Origin of the sequence: Desulfosporosinus orientis DSM 765 (assembly GCF_000235605.1) — a bacterium.
Lineage (GTDB): Bacteria > Bacillota > Desulfitobacteriia > Desulfitobacteriales > Desulfitobacteriaceae > Desulfosporosinus > Desulfosporosinus orientis.
Map to the genome: position 1 here is coordinate 5,829,892 of NC_016584.1, position 16,726 is coordinate 5,846,617.

The 16,726-nt window shown below is 42.4% G+C and carries 20 protein-coding genes and 1 tRNA gene; 1 reads left to right on the forward strand and 20 read right to left on the reverse strand.

What is annotated here, in order from left to right:
- Window positions 1-186: 186 nt before the first annotated feature.
- The 14 genes from dnaB to DESOR_RS29165 form a co-directional block, all read right to left on the reverse strand.
- Entirely contained in the window at window positions 187-1,521 is a 1,335-nt protein-coding gene (dnaB, locus tag DESOR_RS26970) for a replicative DNA helicase (RefSeq protein WP_014187769.1), read from the reverse strand.
- 43 nt (window positions 1,522-1,564) lie between these two features.
- Window positions 1,565-3,463, reverse strand: coding sequence for a Lon family ATP-dependent protease (gene lonC / locus DESOR_RS26975; protein WP_014187770.1), 1,899 nt, complete (start codon window positions 3,461-3,463; stop codon window positions 1,565-1,567).
- Between the two features lie 76 nt (window positions 3,464-3,539).
- On the reverse strand, window positions 3,540-3,989 hold the full coding sequence (gene rplI / locus DESOR_RS26980) for a 50S ribosomal protein L9 (protein ID WP_014187771.1): 450 nt from the start codon (window positions 3,987-3,989) through the stop codon (window positions 3,540-3,542).
- A gap of 15 nt (window positions 3,990-4,004) precedes the next feature.
- Window positions 4,005-4,940, reverse strand: coding sequence for a DUF2232 domain-containing protein (locus DESOR_RS26985; RefSeq protein WP_014187772.1), 936 nt, complete (start codon window positions 4,938-4,940; stop codon window positions 4,005-4,007).
- A gap of 25 nt (window positions 4,941-4,965) precedes the next feature.
- Window positions 4,966-5,268, reverse strand: coding sequence for a MazG-like family protein (locus DESOR_RS26990; protein WP_042331747.1), 303 nt, complete (start codon window positions 5,266-5,268; stop codon window positions 4,966-4,968).
- A 215-nt stretch (window positions 5,269-5,483) separates the two neighbouring features.
- The gene (gene rpsR, locus DESOR_RS26995; RefSeq protein ID WP_014187773.1) at window positions 5,484-5,714 is read right to left on the reverse strand and encodes a 30S ribosomal protein S18; all 231 of its coding nucleotides are present in this window, start codon (window positions 5,712-5,714) and stop codon (window positions 5,484-5,486) included.
- A gap of 18 nt (window positions 5,715-5,732) precedes the next feature.
- Window positions 5,733-6,140: a single-stranded DNA-binding protein gene (locus tag DESOR_RS27000; protein WP_014187774.1), complete on the reverse strand. Its 408-nt coding sequence runs from the start codon at window positions 6,138-6,140 to the stop codon at window positions 5,733-5,735.
- Between the two features lie 19 nt (window positions 6,141-6,159).
- On the reverse strand, window positions 6,160-6,447 hold the full coding sequence (gene rpsF / locus DESOR_RS27005; RefSeq protein WP_014187775.1) for a 30S ribosomal protein S6: 288 nt from the start codon (window positions 6,445-6,447) through the stop codon (window positions 6,160-6,162).
- A 127-nt stretch (window positions 6,448-6,574) separates the two neighbouring features.
- Entirely contained in the window at window positions 6,575-7,675 is a 1,101-nt protein-coding gene (gene ychF, locus DESOR_RS27010) for a redox-regulated ATPase YchF (RefSeq protein ID WP_014187776.1), read from the reverse strand.
- Between the two features lie 79 nt (window positions 7,676-7,754).
- Window positions 7,755-7,949, reverse strand: a complete 195-nt coding sequence (locus tag DESOR_RS27015) for a DUF951 domain-containing protein (RefSeq protein ID WP_014187777.1) — start codon at window positions 7,947-7,949, stop codon at window positions 7,755-7,757.
- A gap of 39 nt (window positions 7,950-7,988) precedes the next feature.
- Window positions 7,989-8,861, reverse strand: a complete 873-nt coding sequence (locus DESOR_RS27020) for a mechanosensitive ion channel family protein (protein ID WP_014187778.1) — start codon at window positions 8,859-8,861, stop codon at window positions 7,989-7,991.
- 26 nt (window positions 8,862-8,887) lie between these two features.
- A complete protein-coding gene (locus DESOR_RS27025; RefSeq protein WP_014187779.1) occupies window positions 8,888-10,264 on the reverse strand; it encodes an aminopeptidase in 1,377 nt (458 codons plus the stop codon).
- Window positions 10,265-10,349: 85 nt separating this feature from the next.
- Complete coding sequence (locus DESOR_RS27030; RefSeq protein WP_014187780.1) at window positions 10,350-11,087, reverse strand: CvpA family protein; 738 nt, start codon at window positions 11,085-11,087, stop codon at window positions 10,350-10,352.
- Window positions 11,088-11,267: 180 nt separating this feature from the next.
- A tRNA-Sec gene (locus DESOR_RS29165) sits at window positions 11,268-11,365 on the reverse strand.
- Window positions 11,366-11,551: 186 nt separating this feature from the next.
- On the opposite strand from DESOR_RS29165, the gene DESOR_RS30790 reads away from it, so the two are divergent.
- On the forward strand, window positions 11,552-11,683 hold the full coding sequence (locus DESOR_RS30790; RefSeq protein WP_014187781.1) for a hypothetical protein: 132 nt from the start codon (window positions 11,552-11,554) through the stop codon (window positions 11,681-11,683).
- A gap of 12 nt (window positions 11,684-11,695) precedes the next feature.
- Here the strand turns inward: DESOR_RS30790 and DESOR_RS27035 are convergent, their stop codons facing one another.
- From DESOR_RS27035 to DESOR_RS27060, 6 genes are all read right to left on the reverse strand, one after another.
- Window positions 11,696-12,127 carry a DUF2889 domain-containing protein gene (locus DESOR_RS27035; protein ID WP_014187782.1) on the reverse strand — a complete coding sequence of 144 codons (432 nt, stop codon included), beginning with the start codon at window positions 12,125-12,127 and terminating at the stop codon, window positions 11,696-11,698.
- A gap of 143 nt (window positions 12,128-12,270) precedes the next feature.
- On the reverse strand, window positions 12,271-12,897 hold the full coding sequence (locus tag DESOR_RS27040) for a CBS and ACT domain-containing protein (RefSeq protein WP_014187783.1): 627 nt from the start codon (window positions 12,895-12,897) through the stop codon (window positions 12,271-12,273).
- 137 nt (window positions 12,898-13,034) lie between these two features.
- The gene (locus DESOR_RS27045) at window positions 13,035-13,739 is read right to left on the reverse strand and encodes an ABC transporter ATP-binding protein (protein WP_014187784.1); all 705 of its coding nucleotides are present in this window, start codon (window positions 13,737-13,739) and stop codon (window positions 13,035-13,037) included.
- Entirely contained in the window at window positions 13,739-14,506 is a 768-nt protein-coding gene (locus DESOR_RS27050; protein WP_014187785.1) for an ABC transporter ATP-binding protein, read from the reverse strand. The genes DESOR_RS27045 and DESOR_RS27050 overlap by 1 nt, the downstream gene beginning before the upstream one ends.
- Window positions 14,487-15,440 (reverse strand): branched-chain amino acid ABC transporter permease, encoded by a 954-nt coding sequence (locus DESOR_RS27055; RefSeq protein ID WP_014187786.1) that lies wholly within the window; start codon window positions 15,438-15,440, stop codon window positions 14,487-14,489. The genes DESOR_RS27050 and DESOR_RS27055 overlap by 20 nt, the downstream gene beginning before the upstream one ends.
- A 9-nt stretch (window positions 15,441-15,449) precedes the next feature.
- Entirely contained in the window at window positions 15,450-16,340 is an 891-nt protein-coding gene (locus tag DESOR_RS27060; protein WP_014187787.1) for a branched-chain amino acid ABC transporter permease, read from the reverse strand.
- Window positions 16,341-16,726 lie beyond the last annotated feature (386 nt).

The window sequence follows — 16,726 nt, forward strand, 5'->3', positions numbered from 1 at the left end:
TCCTAGGGCCGTTTTCTTTTTCCCAATTAATAGAGTCCCCAGTCGCAAACAATTTTATCTTAACAATCTAGCTCCTCATTGTCAATAAAAAACCGAACATTAATTTAAAAATACAGCAAATCATTCGACATATTATGCATCCCCATAAAAAATCCCCTTGCCTTACGATTGGCAAGAGGATTCTGGTCATAGGGACTGATGCTGTCGATCAAGGTTTACAAACTTAGTGAACTCTTTAAGAAATCCCAATTCAACGGTGCCTACGGGGCCATTGCGGTGTTTGGCAATAATCAGTTCTGCTATTCCTTTTTTCTCCGACTCAGGATGATAATACTCATCACGATAAATAAAAGAAATTACGTCAGCATCTGCTTCGATTGCTCCTGATTCTAATAAATCCGACATAATCGGCCTTTTATCCTGGCGTTGCTCAACCCCTCGATTAAGCTGGGACAAAGCAATAACCGGTACTTTCAGTTCACGGGCGATTCCTTTAAGAGATCTGGAAATTTGAGCAACCTCCTGTTGTCGGCTTTCGGATTTTTTGCCGACAGACAAAAGCTGAAGGTAATCGATGACAATCATTCCTAAATTATGTTCTGTTTTTAAGCGCCGGGCTTTTGAACGAAGCTCGGCTAAAGAAATCCCGACTGTGTCATCAATAAAGATTGGCGCATCTGACAATGGTCCCACCGCCCGTGTTAATTTCGGCCAGTCTGAATCCAGCAATTCTCCGGTTCTAACACGTTGCTGATCAACCATCGCTTCTCCACAGAGCATACGCTGAACTAATTGTTCCTTAGACATCTCCAAGCTAAAAATTCCAACAGGAACTTTAGCTCGAACTGAAGCATTTTGAGCCATATTTAAAACCATAGCCGTTTTTCCCATAGAAGGACGAGCCGCAATAATTACCAAATCAGAGGGCTGCCATCCGGAAGTCATTCGATCCAGTTCGGTAAAGAAGGTTGGGACACCTGTCAAATTCCCTTTATTGGCATACAGGTACTCAATTTTTTCAAAGGTATCTAAAAGAACGTCGCGAATTGCCGTAAAGCCTTCTTTGACTCTCTGACGGGAAAGATCCAGAATTAATTTTTCTGCTTCTTCCAAAAGGCTATGCGCTTCTTCTCCCGGTTCATATCCCCGTTCCATAATACTGCTTGTAGCTCGGATCAGCTGGCGCAGCAAGGCTTTTTCTGAAACAAGTCTTGCATAATATTCAACATTCGCCGCAGAAGGGACAGAACGAGCAATTTCTGAGATGGTTGCTATTCCCCCCACTTGTTCTAAACGACCTTGGCGGCGCAGCACTTCTGCAACACTGACTAAATCTACAGGATTTCCCTTTTCAGAGAGATCTTGAATTGCAGAAAAAATCAGACGGTGATTATCTCGATAAAAATCATCCGGCTGCAGTATTTCAAAGACAGAACTTCCAGCCTCAGGCTCAAGCATCATTGCCCCTAAGACTGCCTGTTCTGCCTCTAAATTCTGTGGTGGAACTTTGATGAGTTCCATATCCTCTCTCCTCCGGTCATACTCTTTCTTTCACTTTTAACTGTTAAAAGATATGTTTTAAAGCCTCTTCAATGGTGCTGACTGCTATTACTTCAATACCCTGCAGGCTGTGAGGTACGTCTATCATGTTTTCAGAGGGAATTAAGACTTTGCGCACATCAACCTGTTTAGCGCCAAAAATCTTTTCGTAAATACCACCAACAGGTTTAACCTTACCTTGAATGGAAATCTCTCCTGTGACAGCAATATCCTGCCGAAGAGGTTGTTCTTTCAAAGCACTATAAATGGCCAAGGTTGTTGCCAACCCTGCCGACGGCCCATCAATTTTTGCTCCGCCGATAACATTAACATGAACATCATAATTGCGGAGATCTTCTCCCGTCAATTCGCGAATCACTGCAGCAGCGTTAAAGACAGCATCTCTGGCCATACTCCCAGCCGTTTCATTGAAGCGAATGGTTCCTTTACCATTCTGTCCGGGAAAGGCAATGGCTTCAATTTCTAAAACCGAACCTAAAAATCCCGATACCCCCAAGCCTAATACTTTTCCAATTTCCAAATTGTCTTGAGCTTTACGAAAAATAAAAGGAGTAAGCCGAGCAGATCGCAGGACTTCATAAACATCCCCACTGGTCACTCTAACTTCCTCTTGTTCAGGATTACGATATCTTGCCAGCCCGTAGGCATCCGACAAAATACTATTGGCCTTACGGCCTTCAATGACATATTCGCTAATAATTTCCGGTACGTTTTCCTCCAGTTCCACACCCAGCTTTTCTCCCGCTTGCCTGATAATGAGCTGAACATCTCTTGGCTCCAAAGGCACAAAGAAGACTTCTGAGCAACGGGAACGAAGGGCAGGACTAAGTTCAGCGGGATCTCGGGTCGTTGCCCCTATAAGTACGAAATCTGCGGGAGCCCCTTCGTCAAACAGTTTCTTAATCCACTCAGGAACTTGGCTATTACCCGGGTCATAATAAGACGAATCAAAAAAGACCCGCTTGTCTTCAAGTACCTTGAGGAGTTTGTTTAAAAGTAAGGGATCCATTTCGCCAATTTCATCAATAAAGAGCACTCCCCCGTGAGCATCGCTCACCAGTCCCATTTTCGGTTCCGGTATGCCCGTATCTGCCAGATCATGTTTAGCCCCTTGATAAATTGGGTCATGAACAGAACCCAAGAGAGGGTTTGTCACGTCTCTGGGGTCCCACCTTAGAGTTGTGCCGTCAACCTCAACAAAAGGAGCTTCTTTTGTAAAGGGAGAATGATGATAGTTCTTAACAGTTTCTAAGGCAACCCTAGCTGCTGACGTTTTACCTACTCCTGGAGGACCATAAATCAGAATATGCTGAGGATAGGGAGTTGCCAACTTTGCCAAAAGCGCTTGTACAGCACTCTCCTGCCCAACGATTTCTTCTACTGCCTGAGGCCGCAATACATCAACAGCCGAGCGTTTAAGAGAAATTGTATTCATTTTTTCAAGAGTAGCCAGCTTTTTGAGGGTTTGAGCATTTTCTGGCCCGGCGGTTTCTTGAAGTACATTTCTTTTAATCTCTTTTACGTAATCATCATGCCTCTCTTGCATCTTTTGGGAGACAACTCTCTCCAAGCGTTCCTCTACTGTACGCCGCGCAATGAGGTCTGCAATTTGTTCCTCAATCACGTCGAGTATCTGAGGAATTTCCTGGGCCTTTGGCAAGGGCTTTTCAGTTGGGTCGTCTGAGACAATTTTTTCCAAACCGACCACTCGCTCAACCAAATCATCCGAACGCATAAGCTTTAGGGCATCCAAACGACTGGCCTTAAGCACAAGTTTGTCTGTTCCATAATAATTGGAAAGCAGTACGTAAAGGGATTCAACCTCTCGAATCCACTCTTCCTCATCTTGTAACCGATCATCGAGACTCTTCTGATTTAACCATTTTGTCAAAATCCCTTTCATCAGGGGCTCCTTTCACGATAACAGATTACGATAGGTCAGCACTTTCTGGCAGCTTTTAACATAGAACTTTGGCATTTTATGATAGTGCAGATACCACTACTTTGAGTTTTACCGTCACTTCCGGATGGATTTTCAAAGGTACTTCATAACTTCCCAAAGCTTTGATAGGCTCTTTAATGTCTAACTTTCGCTTATCCACATCAAAACCGTGCTGCTTTTTCAAAGCTTCTGCAATTTCCTTACTAGTGACTGAGCCAAATAAACGACTCCCTTCACCCGTCTTCGTCATCACTTCAACTTGGATGGCACTGATTTTATTGCCTAATTGTATGGCATCCTCTTTTTCTTTCGCTTTACGTCGATCTTCCTGAGCTTTCTTATGAGAGATATCCTGGATATTTCCAGTAGTAGCTTCAATGGCTAACTTTTTAGGGAATAAAAAATTTCGGGCAAACCCATCGGCTACTTCTAATATTTGTCCCTTTTTACCGGTACCTTTCACATCTGCTTGAAGAATAATTTTCATGAAAAAATGCCTCCTTTATGATTCTTCCGGTAAACGCCGAAAATTCAAGACTAAATCAAATAATCCAAAAATGATAAGACTAATAAAGCTGAACAAGAAATAAATGAAGTTAATAAGGATTAAGGCCCATTTAAGCAAGCGAGGAATACGTGGTGACTGCAAGAAATAGAGATATGCTGACGTACCTAACACAAGGGCTAGGGCACTGTAAATAACCATTAGATTTATTCCTAGGCCCCGGAGAATTTGCCAGGAAAATTGATCACCAACCAGATAGCTGGCAATTCCTAAAACCGCGCCCCAAACAGCATACCAAGGCAAACGCCAACGGGTAAAGGGAACCCGTTCAGCCTTTCCTCTAAACCAGAGCCTAATGACATAGAAAACAAAACCGAACTCAACAATAGCATGAAGCGCTGCCAGGCTAGGAATAACTAAAGTGTAAATATGAATACCTTGCTGCAGTAAATCCCGAATCTCCGCCTCAGTAATTCCTTGTTCTTGCATAAGTTCCAGTAATCCTGAAGCCTGGTATTGCTGAATTGTTGAGTTAATCAAAGTGCTTGCCGCGTTGGTATCCAATCCCTGTACTGCAAAGGCAAGCATCGGTGCCGCTCCCAATACTGCGGCTAAGGCTGCGCTCCAAAAAAAAGTCACTCTTAACGGCCAGCCTTTTCTCCAGCCAAACACACCCAATAATCCAGCCAACGGCACAAAGCCTAGATTGTTCAATGCTGTAACACCAAAGACTGCCAGGGCTAGGATATAACCACCTGCCATATAAATTGCAGCTGGGATTACTCCTTTTCGACAACCAACAATAAATACTGCAAACAACAAAAAGACATCCCAGAGAAAGCCCCAAGTTCCCATAGCAATGCCCACCCCGGGAAGACTCAAAAGAATCACTCTTGCTAAGTAATCCCTTGCTAATTCATCGCTTATAAACATTCTTTAAACGTTCTCCTATAAAAAGTTAGTCTTCCGGAGCAAGGTAGCTCAATAGAAGGCTCAAATCTCCCCATTGTTTTTCTAAATTCATCTCATCACTATTTTTCAGATCTTCTAAACGTTGTAGAAGTATCCGGTCAAGGCGAGAAAAATCAAATCCCAGCCTTCTTGCCAATAGATAGCTCGTTCCTACAAGATCGGCCAAACCTTGCAGCATTTCATCTTCTGATCCCTTCAGAGCCCCATGTTGAACATACCACTGCGCTTGTATCAGGTTTACCTTTAGTTCATCAATAGCTTTTAAGCCTTTTACTACATCAACTTCGATATCCAGGGGTGCCCCCTCCTAGTTTCCATTTTCTGCGAAGATCTTATCAAAAGTAAATTTGTCCTATCAAAATACTGTTCGTGATAAACCTTAAAATCTCCTGCCCCTCAAAGCAATGAAAATTTAACCAAAGCAATGCGAATACTTAGCTGATGCCGGAAGACACTGTCTTCTCACTTGAAATAGTAAAAAAGAGAGCTCTCGCTCCCTTTTTTCTACTCTACTGTATATGGCAATAAAGCAATACTGCGAGCACGTTTGATGGCCAAGGTCACTTGACGCTGATGCATAGCGCAGTTTCCGGAAATGCGGCGAGGCAAAATCTTGCCGCGATCGGTAATATACTTACGTATTTTATGTGTGTCTTTGTAATCCATGGACTCCACTTTATCTACGCAAAAACTGCATACCCGCTTACGTGGGCGACGTCCGCGTTCACGTTTCATACATATCTCCCCTTCCCCTTAGAATGGGATGTCATCATCCAAATTTACTTCATGTCCAAAAGAATTATTTCCGCTGAAAGGTCTGGATTCTGAGCCGCTTCCACTGTCCTTCGGACTTAAAAAGCGAACATCTTCAGCAATAACCTCTGTAACCCAGCGTTTTTGACCGTCTTGTCCCGTATAAGAACGCACTTGAATTCGTCCATCTGTAGCAGCCAGTTTTCCCTTCGCTAAGTAATTAGCACATAATTCTGCCAGCTGCCGATATACTACAATGTTAATAAAATCCGTATCTCTTTCCCCTTGAGCATTCTTATAATTACGATCAACCGCCAATGTGAAATTGGCGACAGCTACACCGTTTGGCGTATAACGTAATTCGGGGTCCTTCGTCAAACGGCCAATCAAAACGACACGATTTAACATTTACGACCCTCCGCCCTCTTTAGTCATCTTTTCTAACGGTTAAGAATCGGATTACATCATCAGAGATTTTCATAACCCGCTCAACTTCTTGAGAAATATGGCCTTCTCCTTCAAAGTTCATCAGGATATACTGACCTTCTCTATAATCGTTGATCTCATAGGCCAAGCGACGTTTGCCCCACTTATCGACGGTTAAGTTGACCCCGCCATTACTGGTTACGATCTCTCCAAAACGATCAGCGAGTGCTGTCGTTGCCTCTTCATCCAGATCTGGCCGGACGATATAAAGTATTTCATACGCTTTCATATTTGCACCTCCCCTCGGACTAGCGGCCCCGATTTTACGGAGCAGGGATATTTAGACTACCAAGCAAAAATTATACCAGTTTGTTGTCAAAAAAGCAACTTAATCCGGGGAAAAACGTAGTTATAATTTATACATTAAAACGGAAATGAACAATATCTCCATCATTCATAATATACTCTTTGCCTTCCAGGCGAACTAATCCTTTTTCTTTTGCGCCATTCAGCCCCTGGTGCTCGACAAAATCTTTATAGGCAACAACCTCAGCTCGAATAAATCCATGTTCAAAATCAGTATGAATTACACCAGCAGCTTTTGGAGCTTTTGTCCCTTGATAAATTGTCCAAGCTTTTACTTCCATGGGACCTGCCGTAAAGAATGTCATAAGGCCTAGTAAGTGAAAGGCCACTTTAATTAAGCGATCCAACCCTGATTCTTCAAGTCCCAAGTCTTCCAAAAATGCATTTTTCTCCTCGGCATCAAGTTCGGCAATTTCTGCTTCTATTTGTGCACAAACTACGACAACCTCAGCTCCCTCGGCATCGGCAATTTCTTTAACTTGCTGCACATAAGAATTATCCGCAACGGATTCTAGGCCGCTTTCACTGACATTGGCGACATAAAGCACCGGTTTAAGGGTCAAGAGAGGGAACCCTTTAAGAATATCTCGTTCCTCATCACTAAAGGTCAATGTACGAGCCCTTTTGCCCTGATTGAAGGCTTCTTTTAAGCGCTCAAGGAGGGTAATTTCCGTTTGAGCCTTTTTATCCCCCGCTTTTAAGAGCTTTGAGGTCCGATCAGAGCGTTTCTCAATACTCTCCATATCCGCCAAGATTAATTCTAAATCAATAGTTTCAATATCCCGCTTGGGGTTTACATTTCCTTCAACATGAACCACGTTCTCATCTTCGAAACAACGCACAACATGAACGATTGCATCAACCTCGCGGATGTGAGACAAAAACTTATTCCCCAATCCTTCCCCTTGACTCGCACCTTTAACAAGTCCGGCTATGTCCACAAACTCCACCGTCGCAGGGACAATCTTTTTGGGATGGACCATATCGGCAAGTACTTGCAAACGAGAATCCGGCACTTCAACTATTCCTACATTGGGATCAATGGTACAAAAAGGGTAATTTGCCGCCTCAGCACCCGCTTGAGTAATAGCGTTAAACAATGTCGACTTACCAACATTCGGTAAGCCAACAATTCCTGCATGTAATGTCATGCTTGAACCTCCTCCTAATCCACAGACGAGCTATCTTAACCGATTATATGTGATGTTTCCTTGGACTGCAACAGGCTCCTTAATTTTCGGGGCCCTGCTCCACTATCTCCTTCAGATTTCGTTCGAGTTTGACTCTGGGAATCCAGGCTTGATGCTGACATCCCAGGCATTGTATCCGGAAATCCATGCCCGTTCTCATCACTTTCCAATCGAAACTTCCGCAAGGGTGCGGTTTTCGCAGACGAACTACATCTCCAATTTTTAACGGGATCATAGATTGAATCCCCCTCCCTAAAATCAATCCTCATTATTCTCACTTTGTAGAATCCATGCTATTAAAGGAGGCATCGGACATTACAATGGTTTGCTGCGGCGTGCGAATCCCTTCTTTTAAAAAAGCACTATGTATTTGACGCCGCAATTCACGTTCAAGACCCCACTGTTCATTTGGTTGGGTATATCCGACCACTCGCAATATGGCATTACGCTCACCGAACTGAATCACACCTTGCACAGTAGGCTTATCGATAATTTTTTCTCCAAACTCTTCACTAACCTTCTCACAAACAGAGTGCATTACCTTCATTGCTCTCTCTAAGTCTTCGTCATAGGGAATCAGAATATCAACTAAGGCTCTCATTTTCCCTCTGCTAAAATTGGTCACTGCTGTAATGCTGCCGTTTGGAATAATGTGAAGCTCGCCGCCCCAGTCTCTTAAGTGAGTTGCCCGAATACCCGTTTCTTCAACAACTCCGGAAAATTGTCCGGCTTGAACATACTCTCCAACGGAAAACTGATCTTCAAACAGAATAAAAAAGCCGCCAATGATATCTTTTACCAAGCTTTGGGATCCGAAACCTAAAGCTACTCCCAAAACACTGGCAGAAGCTAAAAGCGTACCGGTATCAAAATTAAATAGATGTTTTAGAACATGGAGTATAGCCGTAAAACTAATTAAATAAAATAACAGGCTGCGCAGGAGAGAGAACATGGTACTGGCCTTGCGTTCATTTAACAGCCTTTTGCCTCTTTGGTCTAGGAGCGTGCGCTGCAATAAATAGACACTTACTCCATATACAATTCGTGCCACCACTAAAATTGCAATTAAGTACAAAAGCCAATTGAAAGCGGCTGTCCCCAATTGATGCCAGTTAATATAGTAATTATCCTCAATCCAACCATTCATTAAAAGCCATCCTAATGATTATTTATTCAACCTGAGTATTTTAAAAATTCGTGATAACCGCGCATTAACATAACCAGATCTGCTATGGAAGAAATTTCCCAGGGAGCATGCATACTTAAAATCCCTACCCCGCAGTCTATGACCTCCATTCCATAAACAGCCATATACTGGGCGATTGTACCACCGCCACCTGCATCGATTTTTCCTAACTCGGCAGTTTGCCAGGCGATTTTAGCATTATCGAAAATCTCACGAACCTCTGCAACAAATTCCGGATTGGCATCGTTGGTTCCATATTTCCCGCCGGAACCAGTATATTTGCAAATCACAAGACCCCGTCCTAAAAAGGCAGCATTTCGTTTATCCATAACCTCAGCGTAATTTGGATCATATCCGCCTGTGACATCTCCGGAAAGTGCCTTAGCCCGGGCTAAAGCACGTCTCACCTTTAAGCCATCGTAGCTTCCATTCTGCAATGTGATAAGTTCTGCAATAAGGTTTTCAAAGAAGCGGGCTTTCATTCCTGTGTTAGAATCGCTGCCGATTTCTTCTTTATCTGCCAAAAGAACAATCGTCGACCACTCCGGCACCTCAATAGCCTGAAGGGCCTTCCAAGCTGCAAAGGAACAGATTCGGTCATCTTGTCCATATCCAACAATAAAGCTTCTGTCTAAACCAGAGTAACGGGCCTTTCCGGCAGGTACCACCTCTAACTCAGCAGAGACAAAATCTTCTTCTTCAATGCCATATTTGTCTTTTAACAAAAGAAGCAGTGCTGATTTGACTCGTTCCTCTCCTTCTCCGCCAGAGGGATTATGTCCTAATAAGAGATTTAGACTTTCCCCTGGGATTGCTTCATTTAATTTCTTTTTATTCTGCTCTTTTGCTAAATGGGGCAGTAAATCGGCTATGGTAAAGATCGGGTCCTCTTCATCCTCCCCAATAACGATATCAACCTTTTGCCCGCTGCTCAAAACGACAATACCATGAAGGGCAAGTGGCAAGGAAGTCCATTGATATTTTTTTATTCCTCCATAGTAATGCGTTTTCAAAAATCCTAATCCCTCTTCTTCGTAGAGGGGACGCTGTTTAATATCCAATCGCGGTGCATCAACATGGGCGGCGATTAATCGAAAGCCGTCTTGTAAGGGGCGAAGTCCTCCGATTGCCAAAATACCCGCTTTGCCTCTTACAGCCAGGCTTATTCTCTGACCAGGGGTAAAATTTGTCGCTTCATCAAGAGATATAAATCCTTCACCTCGGGCATATCTCTCAATTATTTGCCAGGATTCCCGCTCAGTCTTCCCTTGACTAAGGAAAGAGAGGTATTCCTGCATAGCACGCAATTCCTGCTCCGACATGGTTAACTCATCCCATGCTGTCGCCACCTTTTTTTGACCCATGAGACACCACCTCAACTCAAAAAGATTTGGCATTTCTGCCAGCTATGATAAGTTTTCGTACTCTCAGTTGGAATTATACTATTGCCTAAAACCAAACTCCCTTGCCAAGGGAAAAAGGTTCCATCAGTTTTTCCCTAAGTTGTGCTGAAAGTAATTGATCCAAAACATTAAAGGTATATACCAGATAAGGGTATAAGGTTGAGTTTTGAACAAGGTCTTTAAAGTTTGCATTTAAACTGAATTGAACCAATGGTGAAAGTATCCCTGCTAATACTGATAAGCCAATGAGAGAGCTTAACCCTCCCAACACTAGCCCGCCTCCTCGATTAAAGGATCCATTCCACCCGCCAAAGGGACGGAGAAAAAATGAAATTAATAATTGAATCAATAACACAACCGCATAGTATACTAATCCGAAAGCAAGAAGGCATAAAATACTGTCGGTAATCGTTGCCGCCAGCTGATGTGTCATCTGTTCAATAGTTTGAGGCATTTCAGTTCCCGTTATGTTTAATGCAGGTAAACTATTTCTCCATTCTTCCGGTAAAAGAGCCCAGATGTTTCCCAAAACCTGCTGTTGTAAAGCTGAAGCTTTAGACTCTACTGAAGGAAGCAATGCTCTATAGATGACGGGTTCCAGCCATTGCTGAAGCGGGAAGTATTGCTCAATCCAGCGAAGAGCATTTACATATTGCCAAGAGGCCACTAAGAAACCGATAATCCAGCCTAAAAAATTAACAATGCTCGTTATTAACCCTCTTCGATAACCATGTAATGCTCCGAGCAAAATAAATCCCACGATTAGGACATCAAGCAGATTCACATAGTCCCCCCCTATTAACGGTTTGCAAAGAGTATTAATCATATTCGGTTTAGCCCCATAGAAATCCTGCCAAAATAACTATGAAACCGATTCGACGTCCCCTCAATACGTCAAAAGGCAGCTTCACGCTGCCAAGAATTAATAACTAACCTACCATAGAATTTTGAAATGCCTTTTTATTGGCGGGGATGCGTGCGAATCGAACACACCTCGGAACGTTCTGCGTCCCGACACGCGGATTTGAAGTCCGGGAGCAGCACCAGCCACCATCCATCCCCTCTAACGTCAATAATCTTACCATATTCCTAATAATTTGAAAAGCAGCATAAATAATTGGAATTTTTTGCAAATCATATTAATTAATTATTCTTTTTTTGTATTGATTAAAACAAGATTGAGCAAGCTATTTATAATATCGTCATTTATAATACTATAAAATGACAAAATGAAAGGAGTAATAAACAATGAATCCTGCAAATATCTCTTTTTCTCAACTTACAAATGACCAAATTGAAGACCTTAAAGCTTTAGAAAACAAGTTGAACACCGAGAATAACCCAAAAACAATCTTAATTGCTTATTCAGATCCTAAGTAAGCAGGGAAAACTTTAATGCTGCTGGTAATGAAGACAACTGCCTGCAAGAAACTGATTAACGAGTTCATCCACTTGTTCGGCTTCCATCGTTTTATGCATCAGCTGATAGGTAGCCTGCATAACTCCTTTGACACATTCGAGGGTTAGATCAGTAATATGAGTGCACCCGTTTTTTAGTCCAACAGCAGCCAATATTTGCTTACGAACATTCTTCTTTAGGTTAATTCCTACAAGATTTTGAATCCGTTCCTGAGTTTCCTGACAATCCGAGTGGGGAGAGCGACGTAATTCTCCTTGGGCTGAAACAATCCTATAGGTTTCGATATCAACCTCAAGGGTAAGGCAAAGCTCATGGTGAGTATCGATAAAAATACCTTCTACCCTTAATATTTTCAAATCCTGCGAATGAACATTAACAGAAATAGATCGGTTAAAAAGATACATCAGTCCATCTCCTCAATTATCCTCGTATACTCATCAATTCATTGGTTCCAATGATTCTATTATAGCTCTTTTTTTTCAGAAAGAAAGCACTAGATGAATGACGATTCACACTAGTGCTTTTTCTCTGCCGTGACAATAACTTATTATTTTATGATTCTATAACCTTTTTTCTCAATAGAAGCCTCAACCTCTGCGGACCGGTCGCCTTGAAGGCGTGCTAGGATCTGAACTTGATTGTCTTTAAGGTGATAAACCGCTAAACTTCCGATATTAACATCATATTCCTTAGTTGTAGCGGCCAAATCGGACATAATCCCAATTTGATCCTTCGTTTCAATCATTACTCGCCGGCCTGGACTACGGAATCCCATAATATCTAAAAAGGCATCCAGTATGTCTGATCCCGTTATAATGCCAACGACTTTGTCTCCTTCCACAACGGGCAATCCGCCAATTTTATGGTCTCTCATCAGCATTGCTGCATCCTCAATTTGAGTATCAGGACGACAGGTTATAACTTTTTTTATGGCTACTTCACGGATGGGGGTTTTAGCAATAAGGTAGTTAAGTTCAAAAATGCTCAGTGTTGTTGCCGGGGAAGGAGATACCTCCCTAAGGTCCCCATCGGTAACAAATCCAACTAGCTTGCCCTTTTCTACAACAGGCATTCGGGTTATCTTCTTTTCCCGCATGAGAGCCATTGTATCGGCAATAGATTCTGACGGGTTGACAGTGAAGACTTGAGCTGTCATAAATTGACGAACATACATTCCTAAATACCCCTTTCTACAATTCAGCTCGGCCAATTAAATGTCATACTTTGGCACTAAACTAGTGAAGCCGGCGAATGCTTAGCACCTTTCAATTGTCAAGAGCTTAAACCTGGAGCCCATCACCCCCATCTATTTTAGCCCCCTAAGTAGGCCTTACGGACTTCTTCACTGGCAGCCAGCTCTTTGGCATCTCCTGATAGAACAATCTTACCTGTCTCTAGTACATATGCCCGGTTGGCAATAGAAAGAGCCATATGTGCATTTTGTTCTACAAGCAAGATAGTAGTTCCTATCGCATTAATTTCTTTAATAATGGAAAAGATTTGATTTACTAAAATCGGAGCTAAACCCATAGAAGGTTCGTCGAGAAGAAGAAGCTGAGGTTTAGACATGAGTGCCCGGCCCATAGCCAGCATTTGTTGTTCTCCGCCGGATAAGGTCCCAGCCAGTTGGCTTTTCCGTTCCAGCAGCCTCGGAAATAACTCATATACTTTCTTCATATCATCCTTAATGCCCGCTTTATCTTTCCGCAAGTAAGCACCCAGCTCCAAGTTTTCAATAACCGTCATATTCGCAAACACTCTGCGGCCTTCCGGAACCTGTGATATTCCCTGGGCAACAATAGATTGCGGAGCAATCGTGGCCAAGTCTGCACCCTTAAACGTAATTCTGCCCGTTTTCGGCCGCAGCAACCCGGATATTGTTTTCAGGCTGGTACTTTTACCAGCGCCATTTGAGCCAATCAAGGTTACTATTTCTCCTTGATTAACCTCTAAAGAAATCCCTTTAAGGGCATGGATAGCACCATAATATACATTGACATCTTCAAGTACAAGCATCAGACGACCTCCTCCCCTAAATAAGCCTCGATGACTTTGGGATTACTCTTGATTTCATCTGGTGTACCTTGCGCAATAATCATTCCATAGTCTAATACATAGATACGCTCACATACGCCCATTACTAGAGACATATCATGTTCAATTAATAAAATCGTCAGATTAAACTGTTCCCGAATCCAACGAATGAGATTCATGAGATCCTGAGTTTCCTGGGGATTCATTCCTGCTGCAGGCTCATCAAGCAACAGCAGTTTAGGATCAGTTGCGAGGGCACGAGCAATTTCTAAACGACGCTGTTCACCATAAGGTAAGTTTTTAGCCACTTCTTCTGCTTTATGGTCAAGTTTAAAAATTTTCAGCAGTTCCATTGCTTTCCGCTGCATCTCTTCTTCTCCTTTATAATAACTGGGGAGACGAAAGAATGCACTAAAGGTACTGTATGAGCTTCGTTGATGATATGCTATCTTAACATTGTCTATGACACTTAAATCGCTGAATAATCGGATGTTTTGAAAGGTACGGGCTATTCCGCGCTGAGTAACCTGATAGGGTTTTAGGCCTTTCATGTCTTTATTTTGAAAACTAATTTTCCCTTCCGTTGGTTCATAAACGCCTGTCAATAGATTAAACACCGTGGTTTTACCGGCACCATTAGGACCAATTAAACCAATGAGTTCACCATTATTAATTTCAATATTTAGGTCTGAAACTGCTTTCAAGCCACCGAAAGCTTTAGACATTTTTTCAGTCTTTAGAAGAGGCATTTTTATCACCCTTCTTTCCGAGGAAACTTAAACTAAACTCTTTTGTTCCTAATAAGCCTGTCGGCCTAAAAATCATCATCACGATCAACAGAATGGCCGTAATAACCAGCCGCCACTCCGGCCAACCGGATAATACTGCAGAAACCACGGTCATTACGATAGCACCAAGAACGCTTCCTGTTAAACTTCCCAATCCCCCAAGAACTACCATGACCAATATATCAAAGGATTTGAGAAAGCTGAAAGTTAAAGGCTGTATAATATATAGGTAATTAGCATAGATTCCGCCGGCTAATCCTGCAAAAAAGGCACCGATAGTGAAGGCCATAATCTTATATTTCGTGGTATTAATACCCATTACATCTGCTGCAATCTCATTTTCCCGAATAGAGATACAAGCTCTTCCATGCGTAGAATATATAAAATTACGGATAATGATAATACTCACAACAGTAAGCCAAAATGCCCAAGTCCAGGTGATTGTTTTCGGAACGGAAAAACCGGAAGCCCCTCCGACATACTCAGTATTTAGAAAGATAATTCTGACAATCTCTCCAAATCCTAGAGTAGCAATGGCCAAGTAATCTCCCTTTAGCCTTAATGTAGGCAATCCGATAAGAAAGCCGGCAAGGGCAGAAACCGCCGCACCTGCCAAAAGAGCTAAAATAAGCGGTCCATGAAACTTGACAACAACTATGGCAGCCATATAAGCTCCAATTGCCATAAAGCCTGCATGTCCGATGGAAAACTGGCCCGTTATCCCATTAATAAGATTTAAGCTCGTAGCCAGAATAATATAGATACAAATTTGGATTAATGTAAGGGCTACAAATGGAGGCAATGCATCCATGAAAATAGCACCTTGGACAATGGCATAGACAAGTAGGACTCCTATTAAGGTTACTATACTTTGACGATTAACCCGCTTACCCATATACACCACCTACACTTTCTCACGGACATTCTTACCAAAAAGCCCGCTAGGCTTGATGATGAGAACCAGAATTAAAATCAAAAATGCTACAGCATCACGCCAAGTTGAAGCTCCAAGACCACTGACAAAGGCTTCTGTGAGGCCTAGGAAGAAGCCCCCAACCATAGCACCGGGAATAATGCCGATACCGCCCAGTACTGCAGCCACAAAAGCCTTAAGTCCGGGAATGATGCCCATCAATGGATTGATGGTATTAAAATATACACCCATTAATACCCCTGCTGCTGCTGCTAATGCAGAACCTATAGCAAAGGTTGCTGAGATCGTGTTATTGACATTTATCCCCATCAATAATGCTGCTTCATTGTCAAAAGATACTGCACGCATGGCTTTTCCGATCTTTGTATATTTAACAACGACATGTAAAAGAACCATGAGAACGATGGAGGTAACAATCATTACAATATCACCATATTTAATGATTATACCTCCTAAATTATAGGTTGTATCCGGGAATACAGGCGGGTAGGTGCGCATCTGAGGAGTTACGACTAACATGCCTCCATATTCTAAAAAGAATGATACCCCGATCGCTGTTATTAAGGAGGCAATTCGTGTTGCATTACGCAACGGCTTATAAGCTATCCGTTCAATTAACATACCAAGAATCGCGCTTACCAACATGGCTAACAGCAAGGCTGGGATAAATGACCAGTGCAACGTCGTTGTAGCAAACCACCCTACATAAGCTCCGACCATCATGACATCCCCGTGTGCAAAGTTAATGAGTTTAATAATGCCGTAAACCATGGTATAACCTAGAGCAACTAAAGCATAGATACTTCCCAGAGATAAGCCATTCACTATCTGCTGCAATATTTGCTCAGTTACATTTCCCATATTTTCAACTCCTTACTCCCGAATTACTTTAGAATCAGCATATAATGGGTCAATAAGATACTATTTTGCAGATATTTATTTAGCGCTAACCTTATTGTCAGCGAAATTTATCATCGGCTAACATAGATTTACTTATGGTATTAATTCATCGGCTATGGACATCTAAAAAAATTTACGAGGATAATTCCATTACATGGCATAGTCTGAAAAATGGGTTTAGAAATGCTTGCTGACGCCCACGACGAAAACACTGTTTTCGCACGGGTTAAACCTTCTTGCAACACTGTCTTCGCACGTGCTGACTCAGCGGAGGGGCCTAAATTAGTACAAAAAAGGAGGGAGGTTTGTCCTCCCTCCTTACTAATGTGACAATCATAAATAACTTA